The sequence below is a fragment of the Mucilaginibacter sp. GW822-FHT03E02 genome, from assembly GCF_058801545.1.
This window is the reverse complement of sequence record NZ_JBXANJ010000001.1, coordinates 1,570,105-1,587,459: the sequence shown is the minus strand read 5'-3', so window position 1 is coordinate 1,587,459 and position 17,355 is coordinate 1,570,105. Positions and strand designations below refer to the sequence as shown.

The following is a 17,355-nucleotide window of genomic DNA, read 5'->3' as shown; positions in this document are numbered from 1 at the left end:
GATATTATATCTAACCTAAAAAACAATTGGCAAAGTTCCTTTTGTACCTCGAAAAATTTAAGTTATCAATTACAATTTGCGGTCTTCATTGAAAGTCATTCGTTTATGAAGCGATCACAGATGATTTCAACTTTCTCTGATTTCGCAACCGTCCTTTTTGCTGGCGTACGTCTGTAGCGTGTGAAAGACATACTGCGTTGTGGCGTTTACCTGTCAGTGAGGCTCACGCGTACGCCAGCTGGGGCGGAGGGGTGCAGTACACTTAGCATGTGGGGTGCCGAAACAAGTTCGGCATGACGTTGGGGATTGAATCGTTGTCATTTCCGGTCGGAGTTTCGCGAAATTTTACTACTACCCATGATGTATAGGTGTTTATATAAAACATTCGCTCAAACGCTGGCTAAGACTCACCCGGCCAACGCTGCGCTGGGTCACCCTCTCTTCACCTGCGGTGGAAAGAAGTTTTTTTAATTTATTATTAATCAGTTATTTAAGTATTAAAAATTCCAATCCCCTCTTTTCAGCTTCGCCGCCGTGTGATATATGTTATCTCGCTCCCAAAAAATCTTTCCTAAAACATTTGCAATTATATAAGCACTTATATAAATTGCACTATGAATTTATATCAAAGCCTGGGTTATTTGGTATTGGGTAGCAGGTTAAGGCGGTTAAGCGAGGCTTTTTTGGCCGAAATTAACCGTGCCTACCAAAATGAAGGGATAGATTTTGATGCCAGCTGGTTCCCGGTGTTTTATTTACTCTCTAAAAACGATGCTTTATCTATTAAGGAATTAAGCGAACAGATAGAGGTTTCGCACCCGGCCGCAAGCCAGCTGATTACCAATTTGAAAAACCGGGGCCTGGTTACCAGCGCAACCTGTACCAACGATGGCCGCAGGCAACTGGTTACGTTAACCGATAGCGGCCGTGCACTGTTAAAGCAGATATTGCCGGTTTGGGATGCCATCAGCCAGGTCATGACCCAACTGGTAGATAACGATGCTGTATCACAACAACTGCTGCCTGCCATTACGGCTGTTGAAAACACCTTCCGTTCAAGCAACCTATCTGCCGTTATCAGCGAAAAATTAACAGCTAATTTAAAACCCGCCGACCATGAATAGCATTTTCAACTACGGCACAAACCATTTAACCATTGGTATTTGCCTTGATATTGCCGCAGGCAAAACCAGGGGGATTATTGATGCAGAAGCTGATAAGGCTATCCGCGCCTCATGGGGCGAGGTAGCGAAAATTGTTCATGCGCAAAAGCCGGTTTATGGCATTAATACGGGTTTTGGCCCGCTATGCGATACCCATATATCCGAGGCCGATACAAGTTTGCTGCAAAGTAATATCCTTAAAAGCCATAGTGTAGGGGTGGGCAAGCCCATTCCGCAGGAAATAGCCAAGTTGATGCTGATAACCAAAGTACATGCCTTGGCGCAAGGGTTCTCTGGTGTCGCACCGGATACTCTGACGCGTATCATCTGGCATATTGACAACGATATTGTACCCATTGTGCCCGAAAAAGGATCTGTAGGTGCTTCAGGCGATCTGGCCCCCTTATCACACTTGTTTTTACCTTTAATAGGTTTAGGCGAGGTTTATGAAAATGGAGAGCGCAAGCCGGCAGCGCAGGTACTGCAAAAACATAACCTGGCCCCATTAGTGTTAGGCCCTAAAGAAGGGCTTGCTTTAATAAACGGCACACAATTTATATTAGCTTTCGCGATAAAAGCAGTTGAGCGTTTGGATGATGCCCTGAACCGTGCCGACCTGATTGGTGCCATGTCATTAGAGGGGCTGATGGGCTCTGCAAGGCCTTTTGATGCCCGAATCCATGCTTTACGCCCTTTTAAAGGTACTAAAATGGTTGCCGACCGCCTGTTTACCTTATTAAACGGATCAGAGATCAACTCGTCGCATATCAATTGCGATAGGGTGCAGGATCCCTATTCCTTGCGATGTATGCCGCAGGTGCACGGCGCGTCGCGTAACGCCTGGCTGCATTTAAAAGAACTTACTGAAATTGAATTGAACTCGGTTACCGATAACCCCGTTATTTTTAGTGTCGATGATACCATTAGCGGTGGCAACTTTCACGGCCAGCCGCTGGCTTTACCCTTGGACTATGCCACCGTGGCCGCTGCCGAATTAGGCAATATTGCCGATAGGCGTTGCTACCTCATGAGCGAAGGCCGTTACGGATTGCCTAAACTGCTTACCCATGATGCCGGCTTAAACTCGGGGCTGATGATTCCGCAGTACACAACGGCTGCTTTGGTTACCGAAAACAAAACCCTGTGTTTTCCGGCCAGTGCCGATAGTGTGCCTACTTCGTTAGGGCAGGAAGATCACGTATCCATGGGTTCTATCAGCGGGCGCAAACTGCATATGGTGTTAGATAATATAGAGTACATCCAGGCCATCGAGTTGCTTTACGCGGCGCAGGCGATGGATTTCCGCAGGCCATTAAAATCAACACCGGTGGTAGAGGCGTTGCATGATTTTGTGCGCCAATACGTTCCGTTTATAAACGACGACCGCGTTTTTGCGGATGATATTAACCGTTTACATCAAATTATTACCGACGGCTCGTTTTTGGCAACTGCCAATAACGCGGCTATTCATCACCAAATAACCCTCAGCCATGACGAGTTCGGAATTTATTAATACCTACGCCAGCCACCCGGTGTACAAAGCGCCCCGGGGTATGCAGCTGCATGCCAAAAGCTGGCAAACCGAAGCCCCATTGCGGATGCTGCTTAATAACCTTGACGACGAGGTTGCCGAAAACCCTGCCGAGTTGGTTGTGTATGGCGGCATTGGCCAGGCTGCACGTAACCCGGAATCGCTCCGGAAAATCATTGAGTTGTTGCTGGAACTGGATGAGTATCACTCTTTATTGGTACAATCGGGCAAGCCGGTAGGCATTATCCGCAGCCACCCCGAAGCACCACGTGTTTTAATAGCCAACAGTAACCTGGTGCCGGCATGGGCCAACTGGGAGCATTTTAATGATTTGCGCGCCAAAGGGCTGATGATGTATGGCCAGATGACCGCCGGCAGCTGGATATATATAGGTACACAAGGAATTTTGCAGGGCACCTACGAAACATTTGTAGAGTGCGGCAACCAGCATTTTAATGGCGATTTGGCCGGCAAGTTGATTGTAAGCGCCGGTTTAGGTGGTATGGGCGGCGCTCAGCCATTGGCGGCAACCATGGCAGGCGGTGTATTTTTAGGTGCCGATGTGGATGCAACGCGTATCCAAAAAAGGTTGGATTCGCAATATATCGACCGGATGACCTACTCCTACGAAGAAGCCATCGCCTGGGTAAAAGAAGCTATCGACAAAAAAGAAACCCTGTCTGTAGGCCTCGTAAGCGATGCCGGCGACCTGCTGGAGAGATTGCTGAAAGATAATATTATTCCCGATATTTTAACCGACCAGACATCGGCACATGATCCTTTGAACGGATATATCCCGAATGGTCTGTCGTTAACGGAAGCCTTGGATTTACGCAAGAGCGATCCGGTAGCGTACAAGCGCCTGTCGTTAAAAAGTATGGCCCGTCACGTAGGCCTGATGCTTGATCTGCAAAAACGCGGTGCCATAACTTTCGATTACGGTAACAACCTCCGCGAGTTTGCCCGTCAAGGCGGTGAACCGGATGCTTTTAATTTTCCGGGCTTTACGCCGGCCTATATTCGCCCGCTGTTTTGCGAGGGTAAAGGACCGTTCAGGTGGGTAGCCCTTTCCGGCGATCCGGAGGATATTTATACTACCGATAGGGCCTTGATGGAATTGTTCCCGGACGATAAACCCCTGGCCAAATGGTTGACCAATGCCAGGGAAAAAATCTCGTTTCAGGGCTTGCCTGCCCGTATTTGCTGGCTGGGGATGGGCGACAGGGAGAAAGCCGGACTGATGTTTAACGAATTGGTAGCAAAAGGCAAGGTAAAAGGCCCGATAGTGATCGGTCGCGATCACCTGGATTGCGGCTCGGTAGCATCGCCCAACCGCGAAACTGAATCGATGAAAGATGGCTCGGACGCTGTGTCCGACTGGCCGCTGCTCAACCTAATGGCCAATGCATCGGGCGGCGCCACCTGGATCTCGTTCCACCACGGCGGCGGCGTAGGTATGGGGTATTCGCAGCATGCCGGCATGGTAGTACTGGCCGATGGTACCGACAGGGCCGCCACCTGCCTCAAACGCGTTTTATATAACGATCCGGCCATGGGAATATTCAGGCATACCGATGCCGGGTATGATAAGGCTGAAGAGTGGGCAGAGAAGTTTGGATTGAAGGTGTAAGCCCCACCTAAATCCTCCCCGGTAGGGAGGACTTTAAAAGAAATGTTGAATAAATAAGTTTTCCAAAGTCTCCCCTACCGGGGGAGATTTAGAGGGGGCTGGCTGCTGTTATTTATGAAAAAACTAATAGGTCCATTCACACAAATCCTTCCTTTAACAGGGCTGCCATTGAAGGGGGCTCTAAAGGACGAGCAGTTACACATCATCCCCAAAGGAGGTGTATTGATTGAGGACGGACTAATACTTGCAGTTGATGACTTTGAAAAACTCCGGTCAAACTACCCATCGGCGCAGATCGAAGAAATTAACGGCGACCATGTACTATTGCCTGGTTTTGTAGATTGCCATACCCACATTTGCTTTGCTGGCAGCCGCGCAAAGGACTACGCCATGCGAAACAGTGGTAAAACCTATTTGGAGATAGCGCAATCCGGAGGGGGTATCTGGGATTCGGTTACCCAAACCCGCGCCGCAGAAGAGGCGCAGCTCACCAATCTGCTTTTGAATCGGGTACAACGGCATGTAAGCGAAGGTGTTACCACTATCGAAATAAAAAGCGGCTACGGCTTAAGTGTCGAGGCTGAAATAAAACAGTTAAACGCGATAAAAGCGGCGGCGGATAAAACAAATGTGAGTTTAATATCAACCTGCCTTGCCGCGCATATATTACCTAAGGATTTTAACGGAAACCACCAGGAGTATCTAAATCATGTTTTAAATAACTTATTGCCTGTTATCAAGCAAAAAGGATTAAGCAACCGGGTTGATATTTTCGTTGAGCAAAGTGCCTTCAATACCAGCGACGCATTAAACTACCTGGCCAAGGCAAAGCAACTGGGCTTTGAGGTAACTGTTCATGCCGATCAGTTTACAACTGGCGGCAGTGAAGTTGCCATTAAGGCCCGCGCAGCATCGGCCGATCACCTGGAAGCCAGTGGCGATTATGAAATAAAATTATTGGCCAATTCCGATACTGTAGCTGTAACTTTACCCGGTGCGTCCTTAGGTTTGGGAATGGCTTACGCCCCCGCCCGCAAGCTGCTGGATGCCGGCGCCTGCCTGGCTATTGCCAGCGACTGGAACCCTGGATCGGCCCCAATGGGCGACCTGCTGATGCAAGCCGCTGTAATGGCCGCCGCAGAAAAACTAAGCGCCGCCGAAGTATTTACCGGCCTGACCGCCCGCGCAGCCCAGGCCCTGAAACTAAACGACCGTGGTGTTTTAAGCAAAGGTAAACTTGCCGATATGCAGGCCTACCCATGCGATGACTACCGCGAAATATTATACCACCAAGGGAAATTGAAGCCTGAAATGGTATGGACGGAGGGACTGAAAAATTAAAAGGCGGCGGAACGGGCGATTTTCGCTTTGAGAGGGGCGGAGGGGTATGTTGGTAAAGCGGCGATGAACGCTGGTCAACACACCCCTGCCACCGCGATTCCCATCCCACCCCCTCTCGAGAGGGGAACTTAAAAAGAGGCAACCTTCGCCGCCATAACCAATGAACTAATGAACTAATGAACCAAATCAATGAACAAACTAATTGAATGCGTACCCAATTTTAGCGAAGGTGTAAACCTTGATATTATTAAACAGATAACCAACGAAGTGGAATCGGTTGAGAGAGTAAGGTTACTGAATGTTGACCCTGGTAAGGCCACCAACCGAACTGTCGTGACATTTGTGGGCGAACCTTCCCGGGTGATTGAAGCTGCTTTCCTCGCGATAAAAAAAGCGGGGGAGCTGATTGATATGAGTAAGCAGAAAGGCGAACACCCAAGAATGGGAGCTACCGATGTTTGCCCGCTGATACCCATTAGCAATATCAGTATGGAAGAAACAGCCGAATATGCACGGCAGTTGGCCAGGCGGGTAGGCGAGGAGTTGCAGATCCCGGTTTATTTGTACGAGGATGCGCAGCCCAATAAAAGCAGGAGCAACCTGTCGGTAATTCGTGCAGGCGAATATGAAGGCTTTTTTAAGAAGATAAAACTGCCCGAATGGGCGCCCGACTACGGCCCGGCAGAGAATGATGTTAAGCGGGGGGCAACCGTAATAGGCGCAAGGGATTTCCTGGTAGCTTACAATGTGAACCTTAATACTACATCAACCCGCAGGGCAAATGCTATTGCCTTTGATGTGCGCGAGGCTGGCCGAACTTTGCGTGAAGGCGACCCGGTTACCGGCAAAATTATTACTGACGAGAATGGCAAACCCAAATCAATCCCCGGCTCATTAAAAGCGGTTAAAGCCATCGGGTGGTACATTGAAGAGTATGGCATTGCCCAAATCTCGATGAACCTGACTAATATACAGATAACCCCTGTCCACGTTGCTTTTGACGAGGTTTGTACCAAAGCCAATGAGCGCGGCATTCGGGTAACAGGCAGCGAATTAGTGGGTTTAATCCCTTTAAAAGCGATGCTGGATGCCGGTAAATATTTCCTGAAAAAGCAACAACGCTCTGTTGGCGTTAGTGAAAAGGAACTGATAAAAATAGCCATCAAGTCGATGGGGCTTGATGAACTTGGTCCGTTTGTTCCTGAAGAGCGGATCATCGAATATTTGCTGAAAGATAAGGCCGGCAGTAAACTCATCTCCATGAGTCTTGCTGATTTTGCCGATGAAACAGCGAGCGAAAGCCCTGCACCTGGTGGTGGCTCTATTTCGGCCTATGTGGGCTCTTTAGGGGCTTCATTGGCTGGTATGGTTGCAAACCTTAGCTCGCACAAAAAAGGCTGGGACAGCCGCTGGCTGGAGTTCAGCGACTGGGCGGAAAAAGCGCAGCAATACAAGAATGAGTTATTGGCTTTGGTCGATTTGGATACTACGGCTTTTAATAAGATCATGGAGTCTTTCGGCCTGCCCAAATCTACCGATGAAGAAAAGGCTGCCAGGGATCGGGCTATACAGGATGCTACCAAATATGCCATTGAAATCCCTTTTAAGGTGATGCAGGCCGCACTGAACAGTATGGAAGTGATTAAGGCGATGGTGGAGATAGGTAACCCCAACTCTGTAACCGATGCTGGTGTAGCTGCCCTTTGTGCCCGCACCGCTGTTTTGGGCGCGTTTATGAACGTGAAGATTAACGCCTCAGGTTATAAAGATAAAGATTATGTTTTGGATATTGTTTACCGGGGCAACGAGATTGAACGGCAGGCTATGGCTTTAGAAGCAGAGATTATTGAGACGGTGAATGGGAAGATAGGCTTGTAAGAAAAAGTCCATGGACCATAGTATATGGTCCATGGACTAAATGAACTAAAACCTATATCTCACAAAAGCTTCCATAGCTTCATATTCTGCTAAACCTAATCTGTCGTATTTTTTAGCGGTGTCACTTGTCCTGTCTTCTGCACGTACCCAAAACTCCCTCGCATCGTCACCTGGGAAAACCGGCCTGTCTTTTTGGGATTGGTGTTTGAAGATAGCATTACGCTTACGGATAACCTCCTGTGGTGAAAGCGGTACAGCCATTTCAATTTCATGGGTTTCAAACTCGTGCCATGCGCCGCGGTACATCCATAACCAGCAGTCTTTTACCCACTCTTCGGTGGCTTTCAGGCGGTCGAGAGCAGCGAGAATGATGTTGAAGCAAACCAGGTGGGTTCCGTTAGGGTCGGCAAAATCGCCGGCTGCAAAAATTTGCTGTGGTTTTATTTTTTGCAACAACTCGATGGTTAACTGGATATCTTCCTCGCCAACGGTGTTCTTTTTGATCTTACCTGTTTCGTAAAAAGGCAAGGCCATAAAGTGGATATGATCATCCTGCAAACCTGCATAGCGTGCACCCGAGATTGCTTCTGTCTTGCGGATAAAACCTTTTACATCGCGAATTTCGCGGGTATCAATCTGGTTGGGCTGTTTTTGCGGGAAAAAGGCACGCATCTCTTCGTATAAGGAAGTCAGATGTGTGCTGTCTTCGCCAATACTTTTGGTAAAGTCGATAGCGAATTCCATGTAGCGCAGTACATCGTCATCCCAAACTGCGGTATTGCCTGATGTTTGGTAGGCTACATGCACATCATGTCCCTGGTCAACCAGGCGGATGAATGTACCACCCATCGAAATTACGTCATCATCCGGGTGCGGGGAGAAGATAACCGAGCGTTTTTTTGCCGGTAAAGCCCTTTCTGGCCGTTGTGAGTCATCCGCATTGGGTTTGCCACCAGGCCAGCCGGTAATGGTATGCTGTATCTGGTTAAAAATATCAATATTGATGTTATAAACAGGGCCTTGTTCTACCGCTAATTGCGCCATACCATGGTTGTTGTAATCTTCCTCGGTAAGTTTAAGTACCGGTTTGCCAATGGTATCAGCCAGCCAGATCACGGCTTTCTTTTTCAGCGTATTATCATCCCATGAACAATCTTTTACCAGCCATGGGGTGTCAAAACGGGTCAGTTCAGATGCGGCTGCTTCGTCCAGCACAAATTCAACATGATCTGATAATTGCAAATAGGTGGCAGGTACTTCGCCTGAGATTTCCCCTTCAACCGCTTTTTTAACAATAGGCGCTTTTTTGGCGCTCCAGGCCATCAGGATAATTTCTCTCGCTTTAAAAATGGTGCCAATACCCATGGTAATGGCTTTGGTAGGCACATTGGCCTTACCGCCAAAATCGCGGGCAGCATCACTGCGGGTCAAATCATCTAAAGTAACCAGTCGGGTGCCCGAATTTGGAGCAGATCCAGGCTCATTAAAACCGATGTGGCCGGTACGGCCGATACCTAATATCTGCAGGTCTAAACCACCTAATTCTTCAATCTGTTTTTCATAATCCAGGCAGAAAGCCACCACGTCTTCTTTATCCAGGGTGCCATCGGGTATGTGCACATTGGCGGGCTCGATATCAACATGGCTGAAAAGATTCTCATACATGAAAGTAACATAGCTTTGGGCGGCGTCGGGTTTCATGGGATAGTACTCATCCAGGTTAAAGGTGATGACATCTTTAAACGACAAGCCTTCTTCCTTGTGTAAGCGTACCAGTTCGGCATAAACACGGATGGGGGTAACACCGGTTGCCAGGCCAAGCACTGCCTGTTCGCCTTTTGCCTGTTTATCGCGGATAAGTTTGGCTATCCTGCCTGCTACGGCAAGGGATGCCTCCTGCTGGTTGCCATAAACGCTTACCGGCAGCTTCTCGTACCGGGTCTCTTCCAATAAATTTAATCGGGCCATAATTTTCTAAAGAACCTTTGTTATATATATGTTGAATTAAAAAAAGCGTATTAAAAAAAATCCCCGCCGAAACGAGGATTTTATCAAACCAATTAACAAAACTGTTTTAACCTCACCGACATAAGGCTAAAAAGAATTCTATTTAATAACAAGTTGTGCATTACAGGTACAAACATAATAAAACTTATTTTCAATAAAAAGAACTTTTTAAATTATTTTAATAAGTTATTTTTATGTTGCCTGTAGGTTAATATAAAATAAGAAAAGAGCTCCTGATGGGCAGGAACTCTGATCTAACCAATTATAAAACATAAATATGAGAAGAGAAGAGATGCAGGGGATGGGGTCGAACCATCCGCTTGCTGCCAGCCAGCGCCTGCTTTGGTAGTTATTAAAAGCACCCTTTTATAAACTATCTGCTGCAAATATATAATTAATTCTATATTGTCTATGTATTTAGTAGAATAAAATAAAATTTTTATACTAATGGTCCGGATTGCCATCAAAACAAAAAAGGTGGCTATATCACGAGCCACCTTTTCATGTAGATAATTAAAGCATTGATCAAACCAAATCAAACCTATCCAGGTTCATAACCTTGGTCCATGCGGCAATAAAATCCTTAACAAACTTTTCGCCGCCGTCTGCACAGGCATAAACTTCAGCAATTGCCCTAAGTTCGGAGTTAGAGCCGAAGATCAGGTCAACACGGGTACCAGTCCATTTAATTTCCCCTGTAGCCCTGTCCGATCCGGTAAACACCAGGCCGGCATCTGATGTCGGTTTCCAGGTTGTCGACAAATCAAGCAGGTTTACAAAAAAATCGTTGGTAAGTGTTTCAGGGCGCTTGGTTAACACGCCATGTTGCGATCCGTTAAAATTGGTACCTAATACACGCATCCCGCCAATCAAACCCGTTAGTTCCGGCGCGGTCAATGTCAGCAGTTGTGCCTTATCAATCAGCATTGCTTCAGCGGCGCTGGAATGCTGCGGGTTAAAATAGTTACGGAAGCCATCGGCACCGGGTTCAAGGTATTCAAATGATTCCACGTCAGTTTGTTCTTGTGATGCATCGGCCCGGCCCGGCGTAAAAGGAACACTAATATCAAAACCAGCATTTTTAGCCGCTTTCTCGATACCAGCGGATCCGGCTAAAACAATCAGGTCGGCAACAGAAACACTTTTACCACCAGCCTGGGCACTGTTAAATTCATGCTGAATGCCCTCGAGCGTTGATAAAACCTGCGCCAGTTGAGTTGGGTTGTTTACTTCCCAATCTTTTTGCGGGGCAAGGCGAACGCGTGCGCCATTGGCACCACCACGCTTATCAGATCCACGAAAGGTTGATGCCGATGCCCATGCGGTTGATACCAATTGCGACACGGAAAGTCCCGAATCAAGGATCTTGCCTTTTAATGCAGCTATGTCGCTATTATCAATTAGCTTATGGGTAACTGCCGGGATAGGGTCCTGCCATATCAATACTTCGGCAGGTACGTCCGGGCCAAGGTAACGGGCACGCGGACCCATATCGCGGTGCGTGAGCTTAAACCAGGCGCGCGAAAATGCATCTGCAAATTCGCCGGGGTTTTCGTAAAAATGCCTTGAAACTTTTTCGTATGCCGGGTCAACTTTTAAAGCGATATCCGATGTAAGCATAAATGGCGCGTGGCGTTTTGCCGGGTCGTGCGCATCGGGTATTAAACCCGCGCCGGCATCGTCTTTAGGTTTCCATTGGTGTGCACCGCCCGAGCCTTTGGTTAGCTCCCATTCGTAACCAAACAAGTTTTCAAAATAGTTGTTGCTCCATTGCGTAGGTGTGGTGGTCCATGCTCCCTCTAAACCACTGGTAATAGTGTAGCCGGCGTTACCGCTGCCAAAACTGTTTTTCCAGCCAAGGCCTTGCTCTTCAATAGCGGCGCCTGCGGGTTCTTTGCCCACATATTGGCCCGGATCGGCAGCGCCATGGGTTTTACCAAAGGTGTGTCCGCCCGCAATGAGCGCAACGGTTTCTTCATCGTTCATCGCCATACGGCCAAAAGTTTCGCGAATGTCGCGTGCAGATGCAAGCGGATCGGGGTTTCCGTTGGGGCCTTCGGGGTTTACATAAATTAAACCCATTTGTACTGCAGCAAGCGGATTTTCCAGTTCGCGGTCGGCAGTATAACGGGCATCGCCCAGCCATTCTTTTTCAGATCCCCAATAAACATCCTCGGCCGGTTCCCAAACGTCGGCACGGCCGCCGCCAAAACCAAAGGGTTTTAAACCCATCGACTCGAGGGCACAGTTGCCGGTAAGTATCATCAGATCGGCCCATGACAATTTTTTGCCGTATTTTTGTTTTATCGGCCAAAGTAGTAAGCGTGCTTTGTCCAAATTGGCATTATCGGGCCAGCTGTTAAGTGGCGCAAAGCGTTGGGTACCAAAGCCCGCACCGCCACGCCCGTCAGAAACCCGGTAAGTGCCGGCACTGTGCCAGGCCATGCGGATAAAGAAGGGGCCATAGTGGCCATAATCGGCAGGCCACCAATCCTGCGATGTAGTCATCAACTCAAAAATATCTTGTTTAACAGCGTCAAGGTCCAGGCTTTTAAATTCTTCGGCATAATTGAATGCCTCGCCCATCGGGTTTGAAAGGAGCGAATTTTGTCGAAGAATGTTCAGTTTTAGCTGGTTAGGCCACCAGTCGCGGTTCCTGGTGCCGCTACCGGCGCTTTGCTTTAGGGCTCCATTTAAAAACGGGCATTTGGCTGCAGCGCTGGGGCTGTTAACATCGCTTAGTTTGCTGTTATCTGCGTGGTTTTCCATAATTAATAGGTTGTATAAGTTTATGTTTAAAATTAAGAAAATCTAATTTGAGATAGCTACTTAACGTTTATAAATAAGTAATCTTTTCTGCAAACAGCATTGCATGCCTAACTGGTATTGCAACTGCGCCCTTGTCGCCGTCTCTTTGTTTTACAGCTTCGTCGATAAAAAAGTGCTCTATGTCGATGCACGCTTTGGCAGCCGCAATTTAAGCTGAAAATTTACCGTTAACCTGGTAATTAATTAAAGGTTTAAACATCAGCCTGTTTTACGTTTAGCAAACTATTAATTTATGATCATACTACTTTGTGGCCTGTCTGGCGCCGGGAAAACAACCCTCGCCAAAAAAATTAAGGAAAATCTTAACCGGGTGGAAATCCAAACAGAGGTAATAGATGCCGATGAATACCGGCAGCAATTATTTCCTGATCTTAAGTATTCAAAGGAAGACCGGTTTGAAAATATCAGGCGGCTGGGCTTTATAGCCAGCAAGTTTAGTAACCTGGGCATCGTTACCGTCATTAGCGCCATAATGCCCTATGAGGCTATGCGGAGCCAGTTGATTAACAATTATGATGACGTTAAAGTAGTTTATGTGGACTGCCCCTTGCCCATTTTAAAGGCAAGGGATACCAAAGGACTTTATCACAAAGCGCAGCTGCCAGATGGACACCCGGAACGGGTAGGCAATTTAACAGGCGTGAATGATCCGTTTGAAGCACCGGCAACGCCTCACCTGTATATTAACACCTATGCCCATGACATTACAGAATGTACGGTGATGCTGCTGGCTTTTATACAGCAAGAGCGTCATTTATTAAACCGGCAGTACATCGCCTGTTAAATATCTTAACAATATAAACTCATAAATTAATACTCATGCAACATCAAACTTTAATCATCACCGGGATGCACCGTTCCGGAACGTCGTTGATAACAAACTGGCTTAATCGCTGTGGATTGCAAATTGGCGAAAGCCTGGTAGCCGCCGGCAATGGCAATGTTGAGGGGCATTTTGAGGATGTAGAATTTTTGAAGCTGCATGAGGAGATTTTAAATAACAACAGCCTTGATATATCGGGGCTGGTAGATGCCAAAAAGATAGAACTATCGGCTTACCAACTGGCCAAATTGCAAGGCGTTATCAACATAAAACAGCAGTTGTATGAGCAGTGGGGGTGGAAAGATCCGCGTACCTGCCTGTTCCTGGATACTTACAGTAAGCTGCTGCCCGAAGCCAAATACCTGGTAATCATGCGCGATTACAATGCTGTTATAAGTTCGTTGATAAAAAGGGAGTTTGCACATGTCGACAAAAAATACAAGGGTCGTAATTATCTCCAACAGATGATTTGGAAGTATTGGCGCCGTAGCCGCCGTGAGGAAAGCTTTTATATGGAGCACGCCGAAACCTATTTAAAGGTGTGGATAAACTATAACGAAGAGATATTAAAGACCTTAAAAAGGTTACCGGCGGATGATTACCTGGTTATTAACTACGAACTATTGCTGGAGAAAGACGAGCAGGTTATTGAATTTTTAAAAAACAAGTGGAAGTTTAATTTAAACTACTTTGATTTTGGCCAGGTTTACAAAAATAGTTTAATGAGTGCGCCGCACGATATTGAGCGTTTTATACAAACCAAAACCTTACTTGTAAAGGCGCAATATCTTCAGTTGCGTATAGGCCATTATGTTAGGTTGGGGTAGGTTATTGATGTGCAGGTGTGCAGATTTCAGATGTGCAGATGATTGGTCTGAACTCGGATTAAGCAGATTCTTCAGATTTTTTTGATTTGATTTGCAGGAGGCCGAATGGTCAAAATTTCTAAAATCTGTGTAATCTGAAGAATCTGTTTAATTCTGGTTCAGTCAAATCACTAACAACAAAAAAATCGTGAAATTCGAATCAATTCGCTCCATTCGTATTAAAAAAATCATCTGCACATCTGAAATTTGAAATCTGCACATCAGCATTATTTTTTATCTTTACCCATCCAAAAGTTTTTAGCGAATAATGAGTGAAGATCTGAATCAAAACGAGATACCTGACAATAACGACGACAAATTACATAACGTTACCTCACTCGACGGGTTATACGAAAACTGGTTTCTTGATTATGCCTCCTACGTTATCCTCGACCGGGCCGTACCACACATCAATGATGGTTTAAAACCCGTGCAGCGTCGTATCCTGCATTCCTTAAAGGAAATGGACGACGGGCGTTTTAACAAGGCCGCCAACGTAATTGGCAACACCATGAAGTATCACCCCCACGGCGATGCATCCATAGGTGATGCCATGGTACAAATAGGGCAAAAAAACCTGCTGATTGATTGCCAGGGCAACTGGGGCGACCCGGTAACCGGCGATTCGGCGGCAGCGCCACGTTATATCGAGGCCCGCTTATCCAAATTCGCGCTGGATGTGGTGTTTAATGCTGATACAACCATTTGGCAGGCCAGCTATGATGGGCGTAATAAAGAACCTATTACCCTGCCTGTAAAATTTCCTTTGCTGCTTGCCCAGGGCGCCGAAGGTATTGCGGTAGGTTTGGCCACCAAAATATTACCGCATAATTTTATTGAGCTGATTGATGCATCGATAGCCGCCCTCAAAGGTGTGCGGCCTAATTTGCTGCCCGATTTTCCTACCGGAGGCATGGCCGATGCATCTGCCTATAACGAGGGGCAGCGCGGCGGCAAGGTAAGGGTACGCGCCCGCATTGCTGAAAAGGATAAGAAAACGCTGGTGATATCCGAAATTCCGTTCAGCACTACAACCGGCGGGCTGATGGAAAGCATTGTGAATGCCAACGAAAAAGGCAAGATCAAGATTAAAAAGATTGAAGATAATACATCAAAGGATGTAGAGATTGTAGTGCACCTGGCACCGGGTATATCGCCCGATGTAACTATTGATGCATTATATGCCTTTACCGATTGCGAAGTATCTATATCGCCCAATACCTGCGTTATCCAGTCGGATAAGCCACGCTTTATGAGCGTGAACGATATGCTTACCGAAAGCACGTTTTTTACCAAAGAGCTGCTAAAACAGGAATTAGAGATCAGGCTGAAGGAATTGATGGAGAAAATTTTCTTCAGTTCGCTGCTTAAAATATTTATACAGGAGGGGATGTACAAACACCCCGACTATGAAACATCGGGCAATTTTGAAACTGTATTGGAGGTATTAAACCGCTTGTTCGAGCCGTTCTTCCCCCAATTTTACCGTACCATAGTGGCCGAGGATTACAAAAAGCTGATAGATAAACCTATGAGCAGCATCACCCGCTTTGATGTTAAAAAAGCGGATGAGCAGATGAAGGCCCTGGAAAATGAAATAAAACAGGTAAAGCATCACCTGAAACATCTTACCGATTACACCATTGCCTGGTTTGAAAAGCTGCGCGAAAAATATGGGAAAGATAGGGGCCGTAAAACCGAACTGCGCACCTTTGATAAGGTAGAAGCTGCGCAGGTGGCATTGGCCAACATTAAATTATATGTTAACAAAACCGACGGCTTTGTTGGCTCTGGCCTTAAAAAGGATGATGCGGTTGAGTACGTTGGCGATTGCTCTGATATCGACGAGATCATCGTTTTTCGTGCCGATGGCCGCTGCCTGATCACGAAAGTACAGGATAAGGTTTTTGTGGGTAAAGACATCATCCACGTTGCCGTATTTAAAAAGAACGACGAGCGTACCGTTTATAACATGATATACAAGGATGGCGAAAGTGGCATCGCGTATATCAAACGTTTCTCGGTAGTGGGGGTAACCCGCGATAAGGAATACGACCTTACCAAAGGTACAAAGGGCACCAAAGTGCTGTATTTTACAGCCAACTCCAACGGCGAGGCCGAAATAGTGAATGTGCAGCTTAAGCCGCATTCCAAGCTCAAGAAACTGCAGTTTGATGAGGATTTTGCTTCGATAGCTATTAAAGGCCGCGGATCGATGGGTAACATCATTACCAAGTACCCGGTTAAAAAAATCGTGCTGAAATCAAAAGGCGTATCAACCCTGGCCGGCAGAAAGATTTGGTATGATGAGATATTGAAACGCCTTAACGCAGACGGACGTGGAAAATACCTGGGCGAATTTGATGGCGACGACCGGATCCTGAACGTATTAAGTACCGGTTTATATGAGCTTACCAATTTTGATCTGAACAATCATTTTGATGATAAAATGATCCTGATTGAAAAGTATGATCCTAAAAAAGTTTTTTCGGCAATTCACCTGGATGGAAAATCTAAAAACTACATGGTTAAACGCTTTGTGTTTGAAACCATAGCTATAGGCAAACAGGTAAGCATCATCAGCGATGAGCCCGGGTCAAAACTCCTTTATATTGCCAAAGCAAACCAATTGGTAAAAATTGTACAGCTTAAAGGTAAAGAGCAAACGCCCGAAACCATTGAGGTAAACCTTGCCGACCTGATAGATGTAAAAGGTATGAAAGCTATGGGCAACCGCCTGTCGCAATTGCCTATAAAATCCGTTGAGTTGATAGCTACTGAGGAGGTTGTAGAAGAACCAGTTGAAGAGGAAGGTAGCGATGAAGAAGATTTGGGTGAAACAAACATTGAGACTGATGAAACCGAACCAGAAACAGAGCCGGTGAAACCAGAAGCACCGGCAATGAAATCGGCCCCAAAACAGGTTGAATCTCCGAAAGAAGAATCACCCAAAACAGAAGCTGCAAAATCACCTGAACCTGAGGTGGGCGAAGCCTCAAACGAAACATCGAATTTGCCCGCAAAACCGGCGCAAATTCAAACAAAGAAAATTGATTTCGAGATTACCAACCCGGATGATATTGATATAGACGACAAAGGCCAGTTAGGGCTGTTTTAAATTATTAAGCCATCGGTGTTTGTGTTGAGATTTAATCGACGTAAAACTGGTGGCTTTACTGTAATGTAGTTGATCAGGAAATTAAAACCGATTTAATATAGGACACCAAATGTCCGATTTTGAATAATGAACAGGGAAATTGGTTGCTCTGTATTCGATATTTATTATT

The 17,355-nt window shown here is 46.5% G+C and carries 10 protein-coding genes; 8 read left to right on the top strand and 2 right to left on the bottom strand.

Annotated elements, in window-relative coordinates:
- Window positions 1-614: 614 nt before the first annotated feature.
- The 5 genes from AC1RM2_RS06455 (at window position 615) to ftcD (ending at window position 7,543) form a co-directional block, all read left to right on the top strand.
- Entirely contained in the window at window positions 615-1,124 is a 510-nt protein-coding gene (locus AC1RM2_RS06455) for a MarR family winged helix-turn-helix transcriptional regulator (protein ID WP_492984180.1), read from the top strand.
- The gene (gene hutH / locus AC1RM2_RS06450; protein WP_492984179.1) at window positions 1,117-2,676 is read left to right on the top strand and encodes a histidine ammonia-lyase; all 1,560 of its coding nucleotides are present in this window, start codon (window positions 1,117-1,119) and stop codon (window positions 2,674-2,676) included. The genes AC1RM2_RS06455 and hutH overlap by 8 nt, the downstream gene beginning before the upstream one ends.
- Window positions 2,654-4,324, top strand: coding sequence for a urocanate hydratase (gene hutU, locus AC1RM2_RS06445; protein WP_492984178.1), 1,671 nt, complete (start codon window positions 2,654-2,656; stop codon window positions 4,322-4,324). Before hutH ends, hutU begins: the two co-directional genes overlap by 23 nt.
- 114 nt (window positions 4,325-4,438) lie before the next feature.
- Entirely contained in the window at window positions 4,439-5,665 is a 1,227-nt protein-coding gene (hutI, locus tag AC1RM2_RS06440) for an imidazolonepropionase (protein WP_492984177.1), read from the top strand.
- A 189-nt stretch (window positions 5,666-5,854) separates the two neighbouring features.
- Complete coding sequence (ftcD, locus tag AC1RM2_RS06435) at window positions 5,855-7,543, top strand: glutamate formimidoyltransferase (RefSeq protein WP_492984176.1); 1,689 nt, start codon at window positions 5,855-5,857, stop codon at window positions 7,541-7,543.
- Window positions 7,544-7,588: 45 nt separating this feature from the next.
- Here the strand turns inward: ftcD and nagB are convergent, their stop codons facing one another.
- Complete coding sequence (gene nagB, locus AC1RM2_RS06430; protein ID WP_492984175.1) at window positions 7,589-9,511, bottom strand: glucosamine-6-phosphate deaminase; 1,923 nt, start codon at window positions 9,509-9,511, stop codon at window positions 7,589-7,591.
- Between the two features lie 564 nt (window positions 9,512-10,075).
- Window positions 10,076-12,319: a catalase/peroxidase HPI gene (gene katG / locus AC1RM2_RS06425; RefSeq protein WP_492984174.1), complete on the bottom strand. Its 2,244-nt coding sequence runs from the start codon at window positions 12,317-12,319 to the stop codon at window positions 10,076-10,078.
- Window positions 12,320-12,611: 292 nt separating this feature from the next.
- Between katG and cysC the strand changes: the two genes are divergently transcribed.
- From cysC to AC1RM2_RS06410, 3 genes are all read left to right on the top strand, one after another.
- Window positions 12,612-13,163 (top strand): adenylyl-sulfate kinase, encoded by a 552-nt coding sequence (gene cysC, locus AC1RM2_RS06420; RefSeq protein WP_492984173.1) that lies wholly within the window; start codon window positions 12,612-12,614, stop codon window positions 13,161-13,163.
- 35 nt (window positions 13,164-13,198) lie between these two features.
- Entirely contained in the window at window positions 13,199-14,029 is an 831-nt protein-coding gene (locus tag AC1RM2_RS06415) for a sulfotransferase (protein WP_492984172.1), read from the top strand.
- Window positions 14,030-14,336: 307 nt separating this feature from the next.
- Entirely contained in the window at window positions 14,337-17,186 is a 2,850-nt protein-coding gene (locus AC1RM2_RS06410) for a DNA gyrase/topoisomerase IV subunit A (protein WP_492984171.1), read from the top strand.
- Window positions 17,187-17,355: the final 169 nt, after the last annotated feature.